Here is a 21,868-nt window from a genome sequence, read left to right on the forward strand (position 1 = left end):
AGAAGGATGTGGTCCGGTTGAAGGTGCATCCAAAGCAACTAGTTCCAGGATGTATTGTGCAAAAGACCATTTTGGGGATGTCAGGTAATCCAATTGTAAAGGCCGAGACAGTCATAGAAAACCAACACATAGAGGCATTGGTACACTTTGGCATTGAACAAATGGATGTTAAAGAGCGAATGGTTACTGGTTTAACGTTTAAGCCACAACCATATAAAGTGAAGGACAAGCAGTCTACCAAAAAAACTACTGTAGAGGAACCAGAGGAGTTTGAAACAATCTATGTTCGAACAGTAGAGCAATATAAAAAGATGTTTAAGTCTTGGCAAGGAGGAACACCGATTGATCTTGGAGATGTTCGCAAGATGGTTTCTCCTCTCTTTCATAGCCTGACGCAATACCCGCCTGATTTATTTATTCTTTATAAATATGCGACAGCGCGTGATTATATTTATCATCATGCTGTATCAGTATCACTTTTATCTGCTTATTTAGCCAAAAAGATGGAACATGATATAGACTGGTTCCAAATTGGACTAGCCGGGGTGTTAGCGGATAGCGGAATGTCCCGGCTCAACCCAAATTGGTTAATTAAAGGTACTGAATTAACGATTCAAGAATTTAAAGAGATGAAAAAGCATCCTACGTATTCCTATCAATTAGTAGAAAACATTACTGCATTAACGAAAGCAGCAAAATTAGCGATCTTGCAACACCATGAACGATTGGATGGTAGTGGATACCCTCTTGGTGTGAAAGCTGATAAAATCCACCCATACGCTAAAATTATAGCGATCGTGGATACATATCATGCAATGACATCGGAAAGAGCGTATAAGCCAAAGAAATCACCTTTTAAGGTAATGGAAGAGATGTTAAGCGTAAAACACCAAAAGTACGATTACACGACTTTAAATGTATTTGTTGAAGCATTTATTAATTATTCTATTGGTTCTGAAGTCGTCTTATCGAATGGTGATAGAGCGCACGTGGTATATATCCACAGTGATAACCCAACACGTCCAATGGTTCGACTTGATAACAATGAAATTATTAATCTTAATGAGAAAAAAACTCTTTATATTGAAAATATATTAACTTAATAGTGTGAACTAGAATAGTCTGAGACTGAAATGTTTTATCTATAGTAGGAACTGAACGATTCGTTAGAATTAGTTCGGTTCCTACGTTTTTATAATTGCTTCGTCAAAACACTTCGCTTTCAGCAGGCACGGCCTCAACTTCCCATCACTCACAGCCGTTCGTAATGGGTGATTTTCTGCTCGTGCTGTTCCTGCATGAGTCTACGTATTTTGACTACGTAATTAACATTCCAACTTTTTGTTGATCTCCCTAATACAGGGAATATACTATGAGAACTGGTTAGAGTTGTATATGTAGATTAAAAATTGTGTAGTTAGGCAATCGTATATTCAACACCTTTTTATAAGATATATTTATATAACCAAATTGTAGAGACCCTATGTAAACTCTTACAATGTTGACATAATAGCAATTAAAAATGTCACATAGATTTTTCAATAAAATAATGCTTGAAAATCAAGTAGACATGTCGTATTGTAAATAACAATAGTTACAGGCGGTTGATTATATTAAGAACGTTAAAGGAGGCTCCATTTCTAATGAGAGAAGATAAATTTACAAGAGAAGGTTTAACATTTGATGATGTTTTATTATTACCAGCTGAATCTAATGTATTACCTAGAGAAGTGTCGGTACAAACTAAATTGACAGACGATATTACGTTGAATATTCCTTTTTTCAGTGCAGGAATGGACACAGTTACCGAAGCAAAAATGGCAATTGCGATGGCAAGACAAGGTGGAATGGGTATCATTCACAAGAACATGTCTATTGAAGAGCAGGCTGAAAATGTAGATCGGGTAAAGCGTTCGGAAAGTGGTGTTATTACCAATCCATTTTTCTTATCACCTGACCATCAGGTTTTCGACGCCGAGCACCTAATGTCTAAATTCCGAATTTCAGGGGTTCCTATTGTAAACAATGAAAAAGAGCAACAGTTAGTTGGAATTCTTACGAATAGAGACCTTCGTTTTATTGAAGATTACTCTATAAAAATATCAGAGGTCATGACGAGTAAAAACTTAGTTACTGCTCCTGTTGGAACTACCCTAGAGGAAGCGAGTAAGATTCTACAAAAGCATAAGATAGAAAAGCTTCCATTAGTTGATGACAAGAATATATTAAAAGGTCTAATTACGATTAAAGATATTGAAAAAGTAATTGAATTTCCTAATTCGGCAAAAGATAGCCAAGGCCGTCTACTTGTAGGTGCGGCAGTAGGAATTTCTGCTGATACGATGGCTAGACTTGCTAAGTTAGTAGAAGCAGGCGTTGACCTTGTAGTTCTAGATACAGCTCATGGTCATTCGCAAGGTGTCATCGAACAAGTGAAGAAAATTAGAGCGGAATATCCTAAGCTTACGATTGTAGCTGGAAATGTTGCTACAGCTGAAGGAACAAGAGCATTGATTGAGGCTGGTGCCAATATCGTAAAAGTTGGTATCGGACCTGGATCTATTTGTACAACTAGAGTGGTCGCAGGTGTAGGAGTACCTCAAATTACTGCAGTTAATGAATGTGCGAAGGAAGCTTCTAAATATAATGTCCCGGTAATTGCAGATGGTGGAATTAAGTATTCAGGGGACATTGTAAAAGCAATTGCTGCAGGCGCACACGCTGTTATGTTAGGTAGCTTATTTGCTGGAGTATCGGAAAGCCCAGGCGAGACAGAAATATTCCAAGGACGCCGTTACAAAGTATATCGAGGAATGGGTTCAGTAACGTCGATGAAAGCTGGATCGAACGATCGTTACTTCCAAGATTCACAAGACGCTAAAAAATTAGTGCCAGAAGGAATCGAAGGCCGCGTAGCATATAAAGGACCTTTATCGGATACGATTCATCAGTTAATTGGCGGTTTGCGTTCTGGAATGGGATATTGCGGAGCAGCAACAATTGAGAATTTAAGAAAAGATGCGGCATTTATACGAATGACTGGTGCAGGTTTAAGAGAAAGCCATCCACACGATGTGCAAATTACAAAAGAAGCACCAAACTATTCTATTTCTAATTGAAGAAAATAGTGGAAATAATGCTTGGTGGAGTTTAGTACCCACCAAGCATTTCTGTTATCAAAAGTAATCTAAAGTGAGTAAATAAAACTAATAAATCCTCTAAGCTAGTTTTCTTAATTACTAGGCTATGATAAAATATTGGAGTGCAAATAAATCAGCAAAGGCAAGAAAGGTGACAAAAGATGAAAAAGTTAATGATAGGTATTCTGTCTGCTTTAACAATAATTATGTTCTATGCTCCACTATCGACTGTACAAGCAGAGACTGCATTTAATGTGGAAGCAGAGTCGGCAATAATTGTGGATGGTAATACAGGGAAGATTTTATACGAAAAAAACTCAGACTTAAAGCTTCCACCTGCGAGCATGACAAAAATGATGACAGAATACTTAGTGTTAGAGGCTATTGCAGAAGGTAAAATAACATGGGAAACCCCAACTCAAATAAGTGATTATTCATACAGTATTTCAGGAGATAGCAGCTCATCTGGTATCGGTTTAACTCAGGACAAAGATTATACGGTGCGAGAGCTATTTGAGGCAATGGCTATCTATTCTGATAATGGAACAACGATTGCGCTAGCTGAATTAATAGCTGGTTCAGAGTCGGAATTTGTAAAAATGATGAATGAAAAGGGAGAAGAAATGGGACTCCCTGAGTTCAAATTCGTAAACTCAACAGGTTTAGCTAACGAAGACCTAGGAGAGAATTATCCGGAAGGTACAGCTCCTGACGATGATAATTTATTATCGGCAAGATCGTCGGCTTTACTCGCTTATCATTTATTAAAAGACTATCCTGAAGTATTAGAATTTACGAGTAAGACTTTAGGAGAGCTAGATAATCGAACTCTAGAAAATTGGAATTGGATGCTTCCTTGGGGAGAGGATGATGATCGTTCTATCTATGGATACGAGGGCGTAGAAGGACTGAAGACAGGATATACAAGTGCTGCTGGATATTGTTTCACGGGTACAGCAAAACAAGGTGATCAGCGTATTATTACGGTTGTTATGAAAACAGATAGTGAACCTTCACGTTTTATTGAAACGAAAAAATTGATGGAATTTGGTTTTAGCCAATTTGAACAAAAAGAATTATTTCCTGCTGGATTTCAATTAGAAGATGATTCAGAAATTCCGGTAAATAAAGGGAAGGAAAAAACGGTAGAAATCGCAACACAAGCACCTTTTTCTACGATGATTCGTACAGGTGAAGAAGATTTATATCATGTTGAATACCAAATTGATGAATCAAAATTAGATGAAGATGGAAACCTTGTTGCACCGATTGAAAAGGGAGAAAAAGTAGGTGTGGCAATGCTTCAGTATACTGGAGATTCTAATACGGGTTACATCCAAGGCAACCAAGAAACACAGACAGTCGATATAGTGACTACAAGTGCTGTAGAAAAAGATAACTGGTTTATGCTTACATTAAAAGCAATTGGCGGATTTTTCAGTAGTATTTTTTCCTCTATTGCAGATTTTTTTAAAGGATTGTTCAGTTAATACCTACAAAAGTACTTGGCTATTCGGTCATGTATCGTTTATAATGGAGAACACGAACGTTACGTTAAAAAATGATGATATAGTTCAATTTTAGGAGGCTATTATAATGTCTAAAGTGGGGACAGATAGAGTTAAAAGAGGTATGGCAGAAATGCAAAAAGGCGGCGTTATTATGGACGTTGTCAATGCAGAACAAGCAAAAATTGCAGAACAAGCTGGTGCAGTAGCGGTAATGGCTTTAGAACGAGTTCCATCTGATATTCGTGCAGCAGGTGGAGTTGCTCGTATGGCGGATCCTACTATAGTAGAAGAAGTAATGAATGCTGTATCGATTCCGGTTATGGCAAAAGCAAGAATTGGTCATATTGTAGAAGCAAAAGTATTAGAATCTATGGGAGTAGACTATATTGATGAGAGTGAAGTATTAACTCCAGCTGACGAAGTATATCATTTAAACAAACGTGACTATACGGTTCCTTTTGTTTGTGGTTGCCGTAACTTAGGAGAAGCAGCTCGTCGTATTGGTGAAGGTACTTCAATGCTTCGTACAAAAGGTGAGCCGGGTACAGGTAACATTGTTGAAGCAGTGCGTCATATTCGTGAAGTGAATGCACAAGTACGTAAGTTAACTCATATGTCTACAGATGAAGTAATGACATATGCAAAAGATTTAGGTGCTCCATACGAAGTTCTATTAGAAATTAAAGAACTAGGACGTTTACCAGTTGTGAATTTTGCTGCAGGTGGGGTTGCAACACCGGCTGATGCTGCGCTTATGATGGAGTTAGGAGCAGATGGCGTTTTTGTAGGTTCAGGTATTTTTAAATCTGACAATCCAGAGAAATTCGCACGTGCAATCGTGGAAGCAACAACTCATTACAAAGACTATGATTTAATTGCTAAAGTCTCCAAAGATCTTGGTTCTGCGATGAAAGGTTTAGAAATTAGTAAGATTGCTCCTGAAGAACGCATGCAAGACCGTGGATGGTAAGGCAAAAGACAGGGGAAGATAGAATGGTTAAAATAGGTGTTTTAGGTCTACAAGGTGCTGTAAGAGAGCATGTTCATGCTATTGAATCACTAGGTGAAGAAGCTGTTGTTGTAAAACATAAAGAGCAGCTTGACACGATAGACGGTTTAATTTTACCAGGTGGTGAGAGTACGACAATTCGTCGACTCATTGATCAATATGATTTTTATGATGCGTTAGTGCAATTTGGTAAAGCAGGTAACCCTATTTTTGGTACCTGTGCTGGACTTATCTTATTAGCTAATGAAATTATTGGACAAGACAATGCGCACCTTGGTTTAATAGATATAAAGGCTGTTCGAAATGGTTTTGGGCGTCAACGTGATTCTTTTGAGGCAACGTTACAAATAACAGGGATTGCGGAAGACTTTGAAGCAGTGTTTATTCGAGCACCATATATTGAAGAGGTTGGCCCAAACGTCGAAGTCTTAGCAACATATGATGGAAGAATAGTTGCAGCACAGGAAGGAAACATTATGTGTAGTGCGTTTCATCCAGAGCTGACAGATGACAATAGATTAACGAATCATTTTATTGAAATGGTTAAAAAGAGCAAGTTAGTAGCTCAATAAATAAAATGAAAGTGATGATAGGAAATAGTAGCTTTTTATTCATACTTCAGAGAGCTAGTGGTAGGTGGAAACTAGTGTATGAGAAAAGTGAATCCATCCTGGAGTAGTACATGATAGAAGTGTACTCGGATGCAACCCGTTATTGTTGCTTGAGCCGGAGGAGCTTGTCTCTTCAATTAGGGTGGTATCGCGGGTTTACTCTCGTCCCTTTATTAGGGAGGGGAGTTTTTTATTTACTTAAAAATAAATGAAGGAGGAATTGGAATGTTAGATATGAAATTACTCCGTAGTAATTTAGAGGAAGTGAAACAAAAATTACAACATCGCGGAGAAGATTTGAATGATTTAGACAAGTTTGCAGAATGGGATGAAAAGAGAAGAAATTACATTACAGAAACAGAGCAATTAAAGGCAAAGAGAAACGAAGTATCGAAAGAAATAGCAATGTTAAAGAAAGAGAAACAAGATGCGGATGATAAAATTAAAGAAATGCGTGAAGTCGGTGACCGCATTAAGGAAATTGATCAGGAGCTTCGTGAAGTAGAAGAAAAACTACAAGAATTGTTATTCTCTATTCCTAATATTCCACATGAATCTGTTCCGATTGGCGAATCAGAAGACGATAATGTGGAAATTCGAAAGTGGGGAGAAGTACCTCAATTTGACTTTGAACATAAGCCACATTGGGATGTAGCAACTGAGTTAGATATTCTAGACTTTGAACGTGCCGGAAAAGTAACGGGAAGTAGATTTGTCTTTTATAAAGGACTAGGAGCTCGATTAGAAAGAGCTTTAATCAACTTCATGATGGACCTCCATGCTGATGAACATGGATACGAAGAGATGCTTCCACCGTATATCGTAAATCGCGCAAGTATGACAGGTACAGGTCAGCTTCCTAAATTTGAAGAAGACGCTTTTAAACTAGAGGATTGGGAATACTTTTTAGTACCGACAGCAGAGGTTCCTGTAACGAATTACTATCGAGAAGAAATATTAAATGTAGATCAGCTTCCGGCTAAATTTACTGCTTATAGCAGTAGCTTCCGTTCTGAAGCAGGTTCTGCAGGTCGTGATACTCGGGGGCTAATTCGACAGCATCAATTTAATAAGGTAGAACTTGTACAATTTGTTAAGCCTGAAGAATCTTATGATAAATTGGAAGAATTAACAGGTCACGCGGAAAAAGTCCTGCAACTGTTGGAACTTCCTTATCGTGTCTTAAAAATGTGTACAGCGGATCTAGGATTTACAGCGGCTAAGAAATACGATTTAGAAGTTTGGATGCCAAGTAATGATACGTACCGAGAAATTTCTTCTTGCTCTAACTTTGAAGATTTTCAAGCTCGACGTGCTGGTATTCGTTTCCGACGTGAGGCAAAAGGAAAACCAGAGTATGTTCATACTATAAATGGTTCTGGTTTAGCTGTAGGCCGAACAGTTGCTGCGATTCTAGAGCACTATCAACAAGCGGACGGCTCTGTAAAAGTCCCTGAAGTACTTGTTCCATATATGGGTGGCAAGACTGTCATCACTAAGTAAAACGTAATTAAATAGCTTCAAAAATGGCTGAGTGGATGTGAATCACTCAGCCATTTTTTTTTCAATTGAAACGTGTTTTTAAAAGTAGATGAATGATTTCTACTCTCCTTTCTTTAGATAAAAACGCTTATACAATAAATAATGCAAACGTTTGTATTAGGTTATAATGAATAAAAGCAAAGTATCAATCAATATTTTTAGAAAAGTGTCCATTATACCTATGTTATTCAGGCGCTTTACTAACTATAACTATCCATTAATTAGTAGAATAGGTATTGACAACTAATAATAGCAGTGTTAAATTTAATTTGATGAAACCGATTGCACTTAAATGATAACGGTTTCAAAAAAGGGAGGTTAAAAAATGAAAAAGAGATTTTTATTTGTAGCGGTATTGTTGTTAAGTTGTTTAGGCCTGATTGCGTGCTCCTCTGATGAAAGTAACTCGACAAAAGAAAAGAGTGGGGAATCTAATCAGGATGGAGATTCAGCTGAAGAAGTATCAATCGAAGTATTCCAATTTAAAGTAGAGTTTAAAGATCAGTTTGAAGAATTAGCTGCCTTGTATGAAGAAGAAAATGAACATGTAACAATTAATATTGAAACTGTTGGAGGGGGCAGTGACTATGCTTCGGTATTAAAAGCTAAAATATCTTCTGGAGAAGAACCTACTATTTTTAACATTGGAGGACCATCTGATGTAGAGCAATATGAGGATTTGCTTGCTGATGTAAGTGACACAGATGCTGCTAATGCAGCATTAGATAGTACACTTACTGGTGTCTCACAAGATGGTGCTGTCTTAGGATTACCTTACAATCAAGAAGGGTATGGGATGATTTATAACAAAAAAGTTTTTGAAGAAGCTGGTGTCGATCCTTCTACGATTCAAAGCTTAGAGGATTTAGAAGCGGCGGCAAAAACAATAGATAGTAAGAAAGATGAACTAGGTTTACAAGCAGTGATCGCTTTTCCAGTCAAGGAAACATGGGTTACTGGTCAGCATTTAGCAAACGTATTTCTCACCCCAGAATTTGATGGCGATGTTATGAAAGCCTATCAATCTAACTCCGTAGCATTTCAACATGGTGAACAAATGAAAGCATTTATTGACTTCCAAAATAAATATTCTGTTCAACCAACATTAAGCCTCGATTATTCACAACAAGTAGAAGAACTATTTTCCACAGGTCAAGTAGCAATGATACAACAAGGAAATTGGGTATATAGCACAATTGAATCAATGGATCCAGAGGTTGCAGAAAATGATATTGGTATTTTACCTATTCCGTTAGATGGTGAGATGAAGATGCCTGTAGGTGTACCTAACTATTGGGCAGTTAATAAAAATAAAGATGAAGCAGAAATAAAAGCGGCGAAAGACTTCCTAGATTGGATTTATACGTCGGAAACTGGAAAGCAATTTGTGTTGGAAGAGTTTAAGTTTATTCCAGCTTATGAAGGATATGATGAAAGTAAAATTGCTGATCCACTATCTCAAGAGATTTATGCATATGCAACGGATGGAAAAACTAGTGGATGGACATTTAATGGTTATCCAGTAGCATGGGCACAAGATATTCTTGGGGCGAACATTCAAAAATATGTTAGCGATGCAGCGACATGGGATGAAATAGTCGAAGAAAGTATTGCAGAGTGGGAGAAATCTCGACAATAGCGAAATGGAATAAAATAATAAATACTTCATTCGTCGTTAATCAGCTTACATGAAGGAGTGTTCGTATGAGAAATAGGGATCTTTCTTTTTGGTTATTTCTAGCGCCAGTTATTCTGGCGCTGGTTCTTGTTGTTTTTGTACCGTTACTATATGGAACGATCTACTCGTTTACCGATTGGGATGGGATAAAGACGTCTCAATTCGTTGGACTCGATCATTATATTACGTTATTTCAGGATAGTGAATTTTTGAATGCACTTCAGTTTACTACTTTATTTTCTATTGCATCTATCTTACTTATCAATGCTTTTGGTTTAAGTCTAGCGTTGATTGTTACATCAAAATTAAAATCAAGAAATGTATTAAGAACGATTTTCTTTATGCCGAATCTTATAGGTGGGTTAATATTAGGTTTTATTTGGCAGTTTATCTTTATTAAAGTATTTTCAAGCATCGGGACATTGTTCGGTATACCTTTTTTAAATGGATGGTTGTCGACTACTGAAACAGGCTTCTGGGGATTGGTTATATTAATGACATGGCAACTATCCGGATATGTAATGGTTATATATATTGCTTATTTACAAGGAATACCGAATGAATTAATTGAAGCAGCAGAAATAGATGGCGCTAGTCCATTTCAAAAATTTTGGAGAGTAAAGTTTCCGCTGATTGCTCCTGCGTTTACTGTTAGTTTATTTTTAACATTATCCAATAGTTTTAAACTGTATGACCAAAATTTAGCCTTAACCGATGGTGGTCCATATAATTCAACGCAAATGCTTGCGATGGATATTGTTAAAACAGCATTTACAGACAATAATATGGCTTACGCCCAGGCAAAGGCAGTCATCTTTTTTATCATTGTAGCGATCTTTTCTTTGTCACAGGTTTATTTTAATAAGAAAAGAGAGGTGGATTTATAATGGTAAAAAGGCGAAAAAACGTACTGCTAGGAATAATTGCAGGGACTCTTGCTCTCACGTGGTTATTGCCATTCTATTTAATGATTGTGAATTCATTTAAGACAAAGCGTAATATTTTTACGGATACGTTAGGGTTGCCCGAAGAATTCACGTTTGAGAATTTTACAGAAGCATTCCAAGAGTTACAGTTTATCCGCACATTTTTAAATTCTTTATTCATTACTACCTTTAGTATCGCAGTCATTATCATTTTTTCATCTATGGCTGCCTATGCGTTGAATCGAAATAAAGGAAAGCTTAGTAATTTTATTTTTATGCTTTTCGTCGCCGCGATGTTGATCCCGTTTCAATCTGTTATGATTCCGTTAGTAATGATTTTTGGAAAAGTGGACATGTTAAATCCAATTGGCCTTATCTTTATGTATTTAGGATTCGGATCTAGTCTTGCGATCTTTTTATATCACGGAGCATTAAAAGGAGTCCCACAAGCGTTGGATGAGGCAGCTACAATTGATGGTTGTAATAAGTTTCAAACATTCTGGTATATCATTTTCCCGCAATTAAAACCAATTTCCGTAACAGTAGGAATTTTAAATGTGATATGGATTTGGAATGATTACTTGTTACCGTCTCTAGTGATTGGTGGAGGAAATACGGAAACCATACCACTTCGATTATTCTTATTCTTTGGCCAATATACTACTCAGTGGCATTTGGCGTTAGCAGGTCTAACCATATCGATATTGCCAGTTATTATCGGTTACTTCTTTGCACAGCGTCAAATTATCGCTGGAGTTTCTGAAGGGGCTGTAAAATAGTCCTAAGAGGGGCCAATGTATAGTTTTGAAAATAGACGGGCATGGTAGTATAAAGAGCCACTATCACCATGCTCGATTTCTTTTCGTAAAAATTTTAACAATATAATTGACTTCTATTTTTAGATATGTTAAATTATATCTTGTCGCACTTGAATGTGGAGGTATACCCAAGTCTGGCTGAAGGGATCGGTCTTGAAAACCGACAGGCGGGTCAAACCGCGCGGGGGTTCGAATCCCTCTACCTCCTCCATTTAATTGAACACAAAATTGGAGATTACAAAACCATTATGGATTACCACCATAGTGGTTTTTTCTATTATACACGGGTGACATGCCTAAGAAGGAAAGGGAGGGAATCTCCCTTTACATCCGTTCTTTTATTCTCGTATAATGAAAAAAAGTAGAATACACAAAGGATGTTAAATGAATGAAAAATACAGTTGTATCGTTTATCGGTGCTGGATCCATGGCAGAAGCTATTATTGCTGGAATGACAGCAAAGGAAATTGTACCAACCAATCATATTATTGCTACAAATTACTCTAATAAAGAACGATTGCAACGATTAGAAGAAGAATATCAAATCCAAACGACACAAAATAGATTAGAAGCGGTAGAGAAAAGTAATGTCGTTATCCTTGCTATGAAGCCAAAAGATATCCAAACCTCTTTAAATGAATTGGACGAGGTTTTGACAGAAAATCATATTGTTGTGTCTTTGTTAGCTGGAATTTCTTCAACGTACATTGAAAGCTTACTTCATTGTAAAGCTCCAGTGATTCGAGTGATGCCAAATACATCGGCAACAATTGGTCGATCCGCAACTACAATTGCAAAAGGTACTCATGTGGAACAAGAGCACATCGATTTAGTCGACGAGCTAATGAAATCAATCGGAACGACTGCTGTTATTGTTGAAGAGGAAATGGATGACTATACTGCTTTGGCAGGAAGTGCACCTGCTTTTTACTACTTTATGGTAGAAGCAATGGAACAATTTGCAACGGAAAAAGGGTTATCATTGGAAACGGCAAAACCTTTAATGATAGAGACGATTCGAGGGGTTGGTGAAATGCTAGCCTCAACAAAGGAAAAACCAGAAATATTGAGGAAAAAAATTACGAGTCCAGGTGGAACAACAGAAGCTGGAATTCAATCATTAAGTGAATTGCAATTTAAGGAAGCTGTTATTAAGAGTTTAAACGCAACTGCGAACCGCTCACAGCAAATGCGAGCAGAATTAGAAAAGTAAGATAAAAAAATGAAGGCTAACGTGAAACAACATACGTTAGCCACACATGATGGCCCTATAGCTCAGGGGATAGAGCGTTCGTTTCCTAAACGATGCGTCGCAGGTTCGAATCCTGCTAGGGCCGTATATATCATATTAAAATTTCATTATCCAGAGGGTCATAAAGACGAGAATCGCTGGAATAAAGCTAAAGATACCGATAGCCCCCAATTTATTACCCTCTTTCATCGAAATTATCCCAAATACAGCTGTTCGATAAAGCACAAATATACAGACTAAACTTAGTAAAAGAAAATACATCTAATCCCTCACGTTCCTTAAATCGAAGTCTTTAATTGTCTTCCCAAATTCTAAAGCTTGAACATGAAAATGAACATCAATCTCGGCGTTTGGATAAATTTTCTTGTGCCAATCCGCTTTTTCGTATTCCGGAATATCCTTAAATGCGCTACGCACATATAAAGACCAATAAAACGGATCTGATTCATATTCTGTTTGTGATTTTTTAATCAGTTCGTCTGTTTTTTCCGTTAATGTATCAATCACAGCTTGTTGGAGTTTCTCTGCTTTCTCTGTATCACTTGGATAAGGAATTAGGCTCGGAATCGCTACAACTTCTAAAACAAAGTAAACATCTACATTAATTTTTGTTGGTTTATCAGGATGATAGTCGACAGAAATTTTTGGCTTTTTCTTTTGTCTGTATTGATAAGAAATAAGAAAATTAGGATCTAACGGATCCTTAATAGTAGCCATAATATTTTCCATGTCTACAGTTGGATCGAGCATATAGGTTATTCGTGTTTCTTCACCTGTTAGTGTATCAATCATTTTCCCCTCTTTAAATACAGCGGAACCCATAAATTGAGTAGATGTTCCCCCTTGTTGAGGTACTTCACCTGCGATATAGTCATCTTCAACGCCATCGTGATTCTTTTTCACTTCCTCTAAAATAGTGGTTGTATAAATACCTAAAAATAAATCGGCATCCCCTTCCGTTATTTGAAAAAAACGATGGAGTGTTGCATCAGGTACAAAGCCAATCTCTTGTCCACTTTGTAAAAGGAATTGATAGAATTTATGAGGGCGCTTTTCGATTAAAGGTTCAAAATTATTAACAAATTCGGATGCTCTCTCTTTACTTACAATTAGCTGAATCGTTCGTCTTAATTGTGGAGATCTAGTTGCTACTTGAATGACACGCATAAAGTCATCGGAACGTGCGAGTTCTTCTGATGCTACAATGGCTTTCGTATGATCTAATGTCATCCTTTTCGCAACAAAAGCATTTGCGGTATTTGTAGCGCTTAGTATATCTCCACCTTCTACAGATACTATCTCTGTAGCTGGTTCACTGGATCCTCCATTTGCAGATGTCCCCACTTCTGGGTTAGCAATTTGAAAGGTGTATTCGTAAATGCCTTCTCTATCGGTTTTATCGACACCAATAATAATGACATAGGCCTGTTGCTCCAATTCTATTCGATCGTAACATCCGGTAAGAAATAGGATAAAAATCATAAGTAACCAATATTTCTTCATGCTTTTAATTCTCCTTTTTTCCAAGCAATCAGCCATAAGACAATAGGAAAAGCGATAAAAAAGAGAGATAACCACGCCAGCAGCCTCTCGTGATATACAAGCTCTGTTAAGCCTGAGTTGAATGGTAATATTCCGCCAAGAATAGTGAGGAGACTAATCGGCAGTAATATAGGTTCAAAGCTTTTTAGGTTGAAAATAGTACCGAAGATCCATGCAGTGAAATAAATAAGGATAATAAACTTTAGAAAAGCAGCAAATAACCAAAATATCATAAAGACGGTTTCTATATTCGTAAAGAAATTACCAAAACTAATAAATTGAGTGATATCATGAAAAGGAAAGGCTGCTTTTTGAATAGAATTGTAATCAAATACCGTGATGTAAACAAAATAGAAGACTACTATTTCTATCAGGCCAACAAAGGCTGCTAGTAATAATCCTTTGCGAAACATCCGACTTTCCTTTGTAGCGTTATAGGCAATAAGTAAAACAAATAACTCTCCAAAGATAGCCGCTTTTGAATAACCTTGTGTGAGTACCTGCTCTAATCCAGAACCAAAAATGGGGAAGGCTCTTTGGATGATGACTTCTCCCGAGATAAGAACGATGACTAATATAGCTGTAAATTGAATAATCGGAAAGCTAATCCAAGCTGTAAACCCGATGACTTCAATTCCTTTTTTAGCACCAAAGAAAACAACACCAATAAATAAGAAAAACATGATTTCCATCGGACTGTTATGAAAGTACAATACTTTAATTTGATCAATATAATTTCGAGATTCAAACATTAACGCAGACATACAAAACAAAAAGATAACCAAACCTAGCAATTTCCCTATCCATTTCCCTGTAACAGCTTCAAATAATTCCACTAGATTTTTATCATTATACTTTTTCAGTAGATAAATCATTAGTAAAAAGCTTGGCAAAATGAGCAAAAACGAAATGATAGGAACCATCCATGTCGCGTTTTGCGTCTTTTGAGCAATTAAAGTAGGGGTGGAATCTGTTGCTTTTAGGCTGACAAAAATCAGAGCTATAGCAAATATTTCACGAGTTTTCAGAAATCCATTGTTTTGCAACAGAATCACCCTTTCTTTTGTATGTCTTTAGGCTTTATATAATCTGGTCGATATTTTTCCTTTTGTATTGTACTTCGAAATATCGTGTCGTTGGAAGAAATGAAATGTGGTGACATCGGCGAAAAAAATGGAACACCAAAAGACCTAACCGATGCGGTGTACATAAAGAATAAGAGAAAAGCTCCTGTTAGTCCTAACATTCCAAAGAATCCACCAGCAATAATAAAAATGAAGCGCATGAGACGTACGGTAAAATTAATATTGACTTCCGATAAAGCAAACGAAGAAAGTCCGGACAAAGCAACTACGATTACAATAATAGGACTAATAATATTGGCTTCAACGGCAGCTTGTCCTAATATTAATGCTCCGACTATACCAATTGTCGGTCCTAAGGGATTTGGAATCCGCAATCCAGCCTCACGAATAATCTCAAAAGCTAATTCCATTAATAAAATTTCGATGATTAAAGGAAAAGGAACACGTTCTCTAGAAGCGGTAATCGCTAATAACAAATCTGGCGGTATCATTTCACTATGAAAATTGGTAATTGCCACAAAGGTTGCGGATACAAGTGATGTTAAGAAAAAACAACATAACCGAATGATTCTACTGGCATTTCCATATAAGAATCGTAAATACCGATCCTCTGGAGAATGAAAAAAGGACCAAAAGGTAACAGGCACAATTAAGCAGGCTGAAGAACTATCCATTAAAAGGACAATAAAGCCATCCTCTAAATAAGATGCCGCTCTATCAGGTTTTTCTGTGTAAAGCATCGTAGGAATTAAGGAATAAGGTCGTTCTTCTAAATATTGCTCTAAAACTTCTAGATTTCGTACTGTATCCGCATTTATATCATTTATTCTTTCCTTTATATTGTTTAAGATGTCATCGTTTACGAGGTCTTTGACATATAGAATGTTTACTTCGCTAACAGATTTTTCTCCAATTTGAATACCTTCATTGATTAAATGCTTACTATGTAATTGCTTGCGGATGAGCGAAAGATTTACGTTTAAGGACTCGGTAAACGCGTCTTGTGGCCCTTTGATAACTGATTCATTTTCTGATTTAGCTACATTACGATGCTCAAATTTAGCAACATCCATGGCATAAGCAATTCCTTCCCCATCAACAAATAACATTGCTTTACCACTGTTAATATTTTGAATGACGGTTTTAAATTCTGTTGTCTCTTCCACATTTTCGATCGTTACAATATTCTTGATAGAGTCGCCTTTGTTTTCAAATAATGGTTTAATAATATGCTCGTTAATCATCGCTCCATCGACAATCGAACCATAGTAAAATAAGCAACCTTTTTTCTGGTCTTGCTGAATCGTTAAAGTGCGCATAGAAAAATCTTTATTAATGTCATACGAAAATAATTGTTTCATTTTATCTATGTTTTCAGTGAGAGTAGGATGGATAGGTAACTTTTGATCTTCCTTTTCTTTTTTTGTGGGCTTTTTATTTTGAAAAAAACGCATGAAGGGACCCCATTTCTAACCAGTCTGCTTTTTTACTCCTCCCTATGTTGTGTAAAGCTAATGTTTTTATGTAATGAGAAAGCGTAAATTATGCCATGGAAATAAAAAATCCGAGCGATCGAACGCTCGGATAAGGAATGTAAAGTTTTCTATCTTTTTCTAATGGTAAATTGGTCATTTAAAAGATACCAGTTTTGCGGAAAGGCCAAACCAAGTTTCCAATAACTAATTCCTCGTAAATTCTTTTCTTTTATTAATTGGAACTTCGCCTGGATAGAACGTGCATCTTCGAACCATACTTCATGCTGGTTTCCCTCGTCATCATAATAGAAGAAATAAGGTGCTTGCGATTCTTCATCGTATAATATCGCTTGATTCGTTGTCCTTGCAAGGGATACTGCTTGAACGGGACTTAATGCTCTTGCATATTCTCCTCCGGGTTCATAAGGTAAAGTCCAGTCATAGCCGTATAGATTCTGGCCTAGCATAATTTTACTAGAAGGCATTTCCGTTAGCGCGTAATCAACTACCTCTGTAACAGGGCCGATGGGTGAAACAGCCATTGCTGGTCCTCCGCTATATCCCCATTCATACGTCATTAAGACGACAAAATCTACTATTTCACCATGTGCTCGATAATCATGTGCTTCATACCAATCCCCCTCTTGCGTCGCACTTGTTTTTGGTGCTAACGCAGTAGAGATAAGAAGTCCTTCAGCATGGAGTCGATCAGCAGCCTTACGTAAAAATTGATTATAATCTTCTCGGTTAGCTGGATCTAAATATTCGAAATCAAAGTGTATATCTCGATACCCAACCCTATTCGCTTCTTGTACGATGTTGTTTAGTAGATTATCTTGAACCTGCTCATTTGTCAGAATTGCTGTGCCTAAATCTCTACTAAATGCTCCTTCTTCTAGGTTAGTAACGACCAAGGTTAGAGCGGCATTATTGGCGTTTGCAATTTCCGGAAACCTGTTAAGAGGTGGAGGGATTAGGGTACCTTGACGGTCTAATTGATAAGAAAAGGGTGATAAATAGGTTAAACTACGACTATGTTTTTCCGCTGCATTTTCTAATGTATCAGACACTGTGCCACCAATTGGTTCAATATAAGCATTAACTTCTATGGTCCTTTTATCCGTTTCTGGTATATATAGTGTAGCCCCTTCAAGTAATGGTTGATATAAGTTAATATTATTGATTCTTGCTAGTTCGGCAGCAGAAATTCCGAATTTCTGGCCAATGGAATAAAAGCTCTCTCCAGCTTTAACCGTATAAAAATGCCCTTCAATTGGAATAACAAGCGCTTGGCCAATTACTAAGTATTCTTCGGGATTTAACTCATTTGCGCTGACAATTGATTGATACGTTACTCCATATTGGCGAGCAATGGAATATAAGCTATCTCCTCTATTCACGACATAAATTTGCATAGCTTTTCTCCTCTCACATAGTATCTCTTAACAGGTTATGTGAGAGGAACAGAAACTAGAACATGAAACAAACATTCAAATGGCAGTAATATCCGCATCGAATACTTTTTGCATTAACAGTAATGCTTCGTTATTATGTTGGTCCGTATTGGAAGCCACACAATTGGATGGAATGTGCAGCGTATACCCTCGCATGTGGGCATCATTCGCGGTAAACAAAATGCATATATTCCCTGCAATCCCAGCTAATATAAGATGTTCAATACCTAATTCTTCTAATAACGAGCGTAAAGGCGTACGAAAGAAACCAGACATTTGCGGCTTCATAATAAAGTAGTCCTCATCTGTCGGCATCCCTTGCTCGATAATGTCGTCATTTTCATTTGTGCGACATGCTTCCACAATTTTTTTATAGTCTGATTCCCATGTGTGATAATGATCGTTAATATAAATGATCGGATAGTGATTTTCCTTGGCATAATCTTTTAAGTTCTTTATATTAGGGACGATTTCCCTTGTATGTTGTAAAAGCATATTACCTTCACTAAAATCAAAATCATTAATCATATCAATAATCAGTACGGCTGTTTTTCTCATTTAGAATCTCCTCATATCCTATTTTTGTCGCGGTTATTTTCTGTACTTCTATCCGCTTTACTTGCAGTTTTCCCTATTTTGTCTCACTATAAAATAAAAAAAGGAATGTTCTTGATGAATGACGAGCAATACATGGAGCTTGCAATTGAACAAGCAAGGTTAGCCGAAGAAAAAGGTGAGGTGCCAATCGGGGCGATTATTGTTAAAAATAACGAAATCATTGCTTCGGGATACAATCTTCGGGAAACGTTACAAACGACGAATTCGCATGCGGAACTGCTCGCTATTCAAGCAGCAAATGAAGCGATAGGTAGTTGGCGATTAGAGGAATGTACGTTATACGTTACTTTAGAACCTTGCCCAATGTGTGCAGGTGCTATATTACAATCTCGAATTCCTCGTGTTGTTTACGGTGCGAGTGACCCTAAAGCTGGATGCGCAGGTAGCCTTTATAATTTGCTTCAAGATGACCGTTTTAACCATCAAACGGAAATTATAGCTGGTGTATTAGAGAAAGAAACGGGTGAGCTATTAAGTAACTTTTTTCAGCAAATTCGAAATAAGAAAAGAAAAGAAAAACAGGGATAAAAAGGATGCTTCTACCCTTTGCATTTTTCTTGTATTCGGGTTATAATATAAAATGCACTTCAAATAGTGCTTAAAAGAATGTTAACCAATTTGCCGTGCTAGGTGGGGAGGTAGCGGTGCCCTGTACTCGCAATCCGCTATAGCGAGACTGAATCCCTTGCCGAGGTGTTATTGCTTTAAGGTCTGCCTTAAAGGAGCAGTGCCGACGTCCGGGTCCTGCGCAACAGGAGCTCGTGAACTATGTCAGGTCCGGAAGGAAGCAGCATTAAGCGATCTCTCCTGTGTGCCGCAGGGAAGCCTGGGCTGAGCTGCAATCTTAAGTAACGCTTAGGGCAATAGCATCGAAGCTTGGTGCACGGCTTCACTTACATACACTGACCAGTAGACAATACTCTACTGGTTTATTTATTGTTTTAATTACTAAATGACTAAATTCGTAGATAATCTACATTCCTCACTTATGGTCGATTATTCCTCTATACTTCCTCAAATATGATAAACTTTAATAAACATTACCATCGTTAGAGATTCACTAGTAGATCGCTTATTTCTTACTCGTCTTTATGGAGAGGATTTGCTACAATAAAGAAAGGACTTTGAAGGTAAAGGAGGAGCTGGCATATGGCCTATCAGGCATTGTATCGTGTGTTTCGGCCAAGAGTTTTTGAAGATGTGGTAGGTCAAGAACACATTACTCGTACATTGCAAAATGCAATCATGCAAAATAAATTCACGCACGCCTATTTGTTTTCTGGTCCACGTGGTACAGGGAAAACAAGTGCTGCAAAAATATTTGCGCAGGCGGTTAATTGTCAAAGAGGCCCAGCTCTTGAACCGTGTAATGAGTGTGAAGCTTGTAAAGGAATTCTTGATGGTTCTATCTCCGATGTAGTAGAAATTGATGCTGCTTCAAATAACGGAGTGGAACAAATACGTGATATTCGTGATAAAGTGAAATATGCACCAAGTGCAGTAACATATAAGGTTTATATTATTGATGAAGTACATATGTTGTCGATCGGTGCTTTTAATGCCTTATTGAAAACATTGGAAGAACCGCCACAGCATGTAATTTTTATTTTAGCTACGACAGAGCCTCATAAGATACCATTGACGATCATTTCCCGATGTCAGCGATTTGATTTTAAACGTATAACGCAAACAGATATTGTAGTGCGTATGCAGACAATAGTAGATAAGGAAAATGTAGAGGTTGATATGGATGCCTTACAAGCAGTTGCTTTAGCTGCTGAAGGTGGTATGAGAGATGCTTTAAGTATTTTAGACCAAGCTATTTCATATAGTGATGGGCATGTTAAGCTTGAAGATGTGTTGGCTGTAACAGGATCTGTATCACAAGAGGAATTATCGAAACTTGTTAACCATATGCATAAAAAAGAAATGAAAGAAGCTCTCTCCGTTATTGATTCGCTTATACAGGAGGGTAAAGATCCAGGAAGGTTTGTATTAGATCTTATCTATTATTTACGAGATTTATTGCTCTATCAGGCCTCGCCGGACATGGCTCAATCTTTAGAGCGAGCAATTACAGATGAAGCTTTTCAAACTTTAGCAAAAGAATTAGACAGCGAGTGGATTCAACATTCTATTAAGGAATGGAATCAGTGTCAGCAAGAAATTCGATGGACAAATAGTCCGAAGGTTTTCCTCGAAATTACAGTGTTAAAAATTAGTGGTAGTAATCAAACAGCTAGTCAACAACCAAGTAATGCAGGCTATGAAAAATTAATGGAACGACTATCTACTTTAGAAAAAGCATTAGAACAGGTTAGCAGTCAAGGAAATCAAGTAAATTCACCTGCTCCAGCACAGCAACCGTCTAGAAGAAGTAGTTCTAATGGACCTAAAACATATAAGGTACCATTTGAGCGAATACGACATGTATTGAGTGAAGCGACAAAGCCTTCGTTACAAACCATGAAAAGTAGATGGCCAGACTTTATGGATCAACTAAAGCAGCGGAGTGCACCAGCTCATGCTACAGTTCAAAATAGTCAACCTCGTGCTGCTTCAGAAACAACGGTGATCATTGCATTTCGTTATGAAATTCATTGTTCACTTGCGTTGGAACATAAAGAAACGATAGAATTAGTAATGGCAGAAGTGATTGGGCAACCAATGACATTTATACCAGTACCTGAGGAAGAATGGAAAAGTCTTCGCGAGGAGTATGTCTCTCAGCAGAAACAGAAAGATACAATCTCTTTAGAAGAAAAGGAAGAAGCGCCAAAGGGAGATCCTGTAGTAGATGAAGCAAGAAAACTTTTTGGTGATGATGTTATAGAAATTCATGATTAACTAAATTGAATATAATTAGGAGGTTTTTAACATGCGTGGAGGAAATATGAATAAAATGATGAAACAAATGCAAAAAATGCAAAAGGATATGATGAAGGCTCAGTCAGAATTAGAAGAAATGGCGTTTGAAGCAACTGCTGGTGGTGGAATGGTAAAAGTAGTAGCGAATGGGAAGAAAGAAATTACCGATGTAGAGATTAAAGAAGAGGTAGTAGATCCTGATGACATCGAAATGCTTCAAGATCTTATATTGGCAGCGACGAACGAAGTACTAAAAGAAGTAGATGAAAAGACAAATGACGTAATGGGTAAATTTACAAAAGGATTAAATTTGCCTGGAGGTATGTTCTAGGAGGATTG

At 37.3% G+C, this 21,868-nt stretch carries 18 protein-coding genes, 2 tRNA genes, 1 other RNA gene and 1 other annotated feature; of the genes, 16 read left to right on the forward strand and 5 right to left on the reverse strand.

What is annotated here, in order from left to right:
• Positions 1-23 precede the first annotated feature (23 nt).
• The 12 genes from GGQ92_RS10905 to GGQ92_RS10960 all read left to right on the forward strand — a co-directional run bounded on the left by GGQ92_RS10905 (position 24) and on the right by GGQ92_RS10960 (position 12,572).
• The gene (locus GGQ92_RS10905) at positions 24-1,103 is read left to right on the forward strand and encodes an HD-GYP domain-containing protein (protein WP_343068815.1); all 1,080 of its coding nucleotides are present in this window, start codon (positions 24-26) and stop codon (positions 1,101-1,103) included.
• 540 nt (positions 1,104-1,643) lie between these two features.
• The gene (gene guaB / locus GGQ92_RS10910; protein WP_184248498.1) at positions 1,644-3,119 is read left to right on the forward strand and encodes an IMP dehydrogenase; all 1,476 of its coding nucleotides are present in this window, start codon (positions 1,644-1,646) and stop codon (positions 3,117-3,119) included.
• Positions 3,120-3,301: 182 nt separating this feature from the next.
• Positions 3,302-4,630 carry a D-alanyl-D-alanine carboxypeptidase family protein gene (locus GGQ92_RS10915; RefSeq protein ID WP_184248501.1) on the forward strand — a complete coding sequence of 443 codons (1,329 nt, stop codon included), beginning with the start codon at positions 3,302-3,304 and terminating at the stop codon, positions 4,628-4,630.
• Positions 4,631-4,736: 106 nt separating this feature from the next.
• Positions 4,737-5,621 carry a pyridoxal 5'-phosphate synthase lyase subunit PdxS gene (gene pdxS / locus GGQ92_RS10920; RefSeq protein WP_184248504.1) on the forward strand — a complete coding sequence of 295 codons (885 nt, stop codon included), beginning with the start codon at positions 4,737-4,739 and terminating at the stop codon, positions 5,619-5,621.
• Positions 5,622-5,644: 23 nt separating this feature from the next.
• Positions 5,645-6,232, forward strand: coding sequence for a pyridoxal 5'-phosphate synthase glutaminase subunit PdxT (gene pdxT, locus GGQ92_RS10925; protein ID WP_184248507.1), 588 nt, complete (start codon positions 5,645-5,647; stop codon positions 6,230-6,232).
• Positions 6,233-6,237: 5 nt separating this feature from the next.
• Positions 6,238-6,444 (forward strand) — a binding site (T-box leader).
• 52 nt (positions 6,445-6,496) lie between these two features.
• Positions 6,497-7,774, forward strand: coding sequence for a serine--tRNA ligase (gene serS, locus GGQ92_RS10930; protein ID WP_184248510.1), 1,278 nt, complete (start codon positions 6,497-6,499; stop codon positions 7,772-7,774).
• A 364-nt stretch (positions 7,775-8,138) separates the two neighbouring features.
• Positions 8,139-9,452, forward strand: a complete 1,314-nt coding sequence (locus GGQ92_RS10935; RefSeq protein ID WP_184248513.1) for an ABC transporter substrate-binding protein — start codon at positions 8,139-8,141, stop codon at positions 9,450-9,452.
• Positions 9,453-9,517: 65 nt separating this feature from the next.
• Positions 9,518-10,378, forward strand: coding sequence for a carbohydrate ABC transporter permease (locus GGQ92_RS10940; protein ID WP_184248516.1), 861 nt, complete (start codon positions 9,518-9,520; stop codon positions 10,376-10,378).
• Positions 10,378-11,196, forward strand: coding sequence for a carbohydrate ABC transporter permease (locus tag GGQ92_RS10945; protein ID WP_184248519.1), 819 nt, complete (start codon positions 10,378-10,380; stop codon positions 11,194-11,196). The genes GGQ92_RS10940 and GGQ92_RS10945 overlap by 1 nt, the downstream gene beginning before the upstream one ends.
• Before the next feature lie 157 nt (positions 11,197-11,353).
• Positions 11,354-11,446, forward strand: a tRNA-Ser gene (locus GGQ92_RS10950).
• A gap of 177 nt (positions 11,447-11,623) precedes the next feature.
• A complete protein-coding gene (proC, locus tag GGQ92_RS10955; RefSeq protein ID WP_184248521.1) occupies positions 11,624-12,448 on the forward strand; it encodes a pyrroline-5-carboxylate reductase in 825 nt (274 codons plus the stop codon).
• 51 nt (positions 12,449-12,499) lie between these two features.
• Positions 12,500-12,572 (forward strand) — tRNA-Arg (locus tag GGQ92_RS10960).
• Positions 12,573-12,748: 176 nt separating this feature from the next.
• Here GGQ92_RS10960 and GGQ92_RS10965 read toward each other — a convergent pair.
• From GGQ92_RS10965 to GGQ92_RS10985, 5 genes are all read right to left on the reverse strand, one after another.
• Entirely contained in the window at positions 12,749-13,990 is a 1,242-nt protein-coding gene (locus GGQ92_RS10965) for a Ger(x)C family spore germination protein (protein WP_184248524.1), read from the reverse strand.
• Complete coding sequence (locus GGQ92_RS10970; protein ID WP_184248527.1) at positions 13,987-15,075, reverse strand: GerAB/ArcD/ProY family transporter; 1,089 nt, start codon at positions 15,073-15,075, stop codon at positions 13,987-13,989. Before GGQ92_RS10970 ends, GGQ92_RS10965 begins: the two co-directional genes overlap by 4 nt.
• Before the next feature lie 5 nt (positions 15,076-15,080).
• Positions 15,081-16,568, reverse strand: coding sequence for a spore germination protein (locus GGQ92_RS10975; protein WP_184248530.1), 1,488 nt, complete (start codon positions 16,566-16,568; stop codon positions 15,081-15,083).
• 149 nt (positions 16,569-16,717) lie between these two features.
• The gene (locus GGQ92_RS10980; protein ID WP_184248533.1) at positions 16,718-18,004 is read right to left on the reverse strand and encodes a glycoside hydrolase family 18 protein; all 1,287 of its coding nucleotides are present in this window, start codon (positions 18,002-18,004) and stop codon (positions 16,718-16,720) included.
• 75 nt (positions 18,005-18,079) lie between these two features.
• Positions 18,080-18,601: a cysteine hydrolase family protein gene (locus tag GGQ92_RS10985; protein WP_184248536.1), complete on the reverse strand. Its 522-nt coding sequence runs from the start codon at positions 18,599-18,601 to the stop codon at positions 18,080-18,082.
• Positions 18,602-18,715: 114 nt separating this feature from the next.
• On the opposite strand from GGQ92_RS10985, the gene tadA reads away from it, so the two are divergent.
• The 4 genes from tadA to GGQ92_RS11005 all read left to right on the forward strand — a co-directional run bounded on the left by tadA (position 18,716) and on the right by GGQ92_RS11005 (position 21,860).
• A complete protein-coding gene (gene tadA / locus GGQ92_RS10990) occupies positions 18,716-19,189 on the forward strand; it encodes a tRNA adenosine(34) deaminase TadA (protein WP_184248539.1) in 474 nt (157 codons plus the stop codon).
• Positions 19,190-19,282: 93 nt separating this feature from the next.
• Positions 19,283-19,548: signal recognition particle sRNA large type (gene ffs, locus GGQ92_RS10995), an RNA gene on the forward strand.
• Positions 19,549-19,810: 262 nt separating this feature from the next.
• Positions 19,811-21,508 (forward strand): DNA polymerase III subunit gamma/tau, encoded by a 1,698-nt coding sequence (gene dnaX, locus GGQ92_RS11000; protein ID WP_184248542.1) that lies wholly within the window; start codon positions 19,811-19,813, stop codon positions 21,506-21,508.
• Between the two features lie 31 nt (positions 21,509-21,539).
• Positions 21,540-21,860 (forward strand): YbaB/EbfC family nucleoid-associated protein, encoded by a 321-nt coding sequence (locus tag GGQ92_RS11005; RefSeq protein ID WP_184248545.1) that lies wholly within the window; start codon positions 21,540-21,542, stop codon positions 21,858-21,860.
• The last annotated feature ends 8 nt before the right edge of the window (positions 21,861-21,868 follow it).

The sequence above is a fragment of the Gracilibacillus halotolerans genome (assembly GCF_014206945.1).
Lineage (GTDB): Bacteria > Bacillota > Bacilli > Bacillales > Amphibacillaceae > Gracilibacillus > Gracilibacillus halotolerans.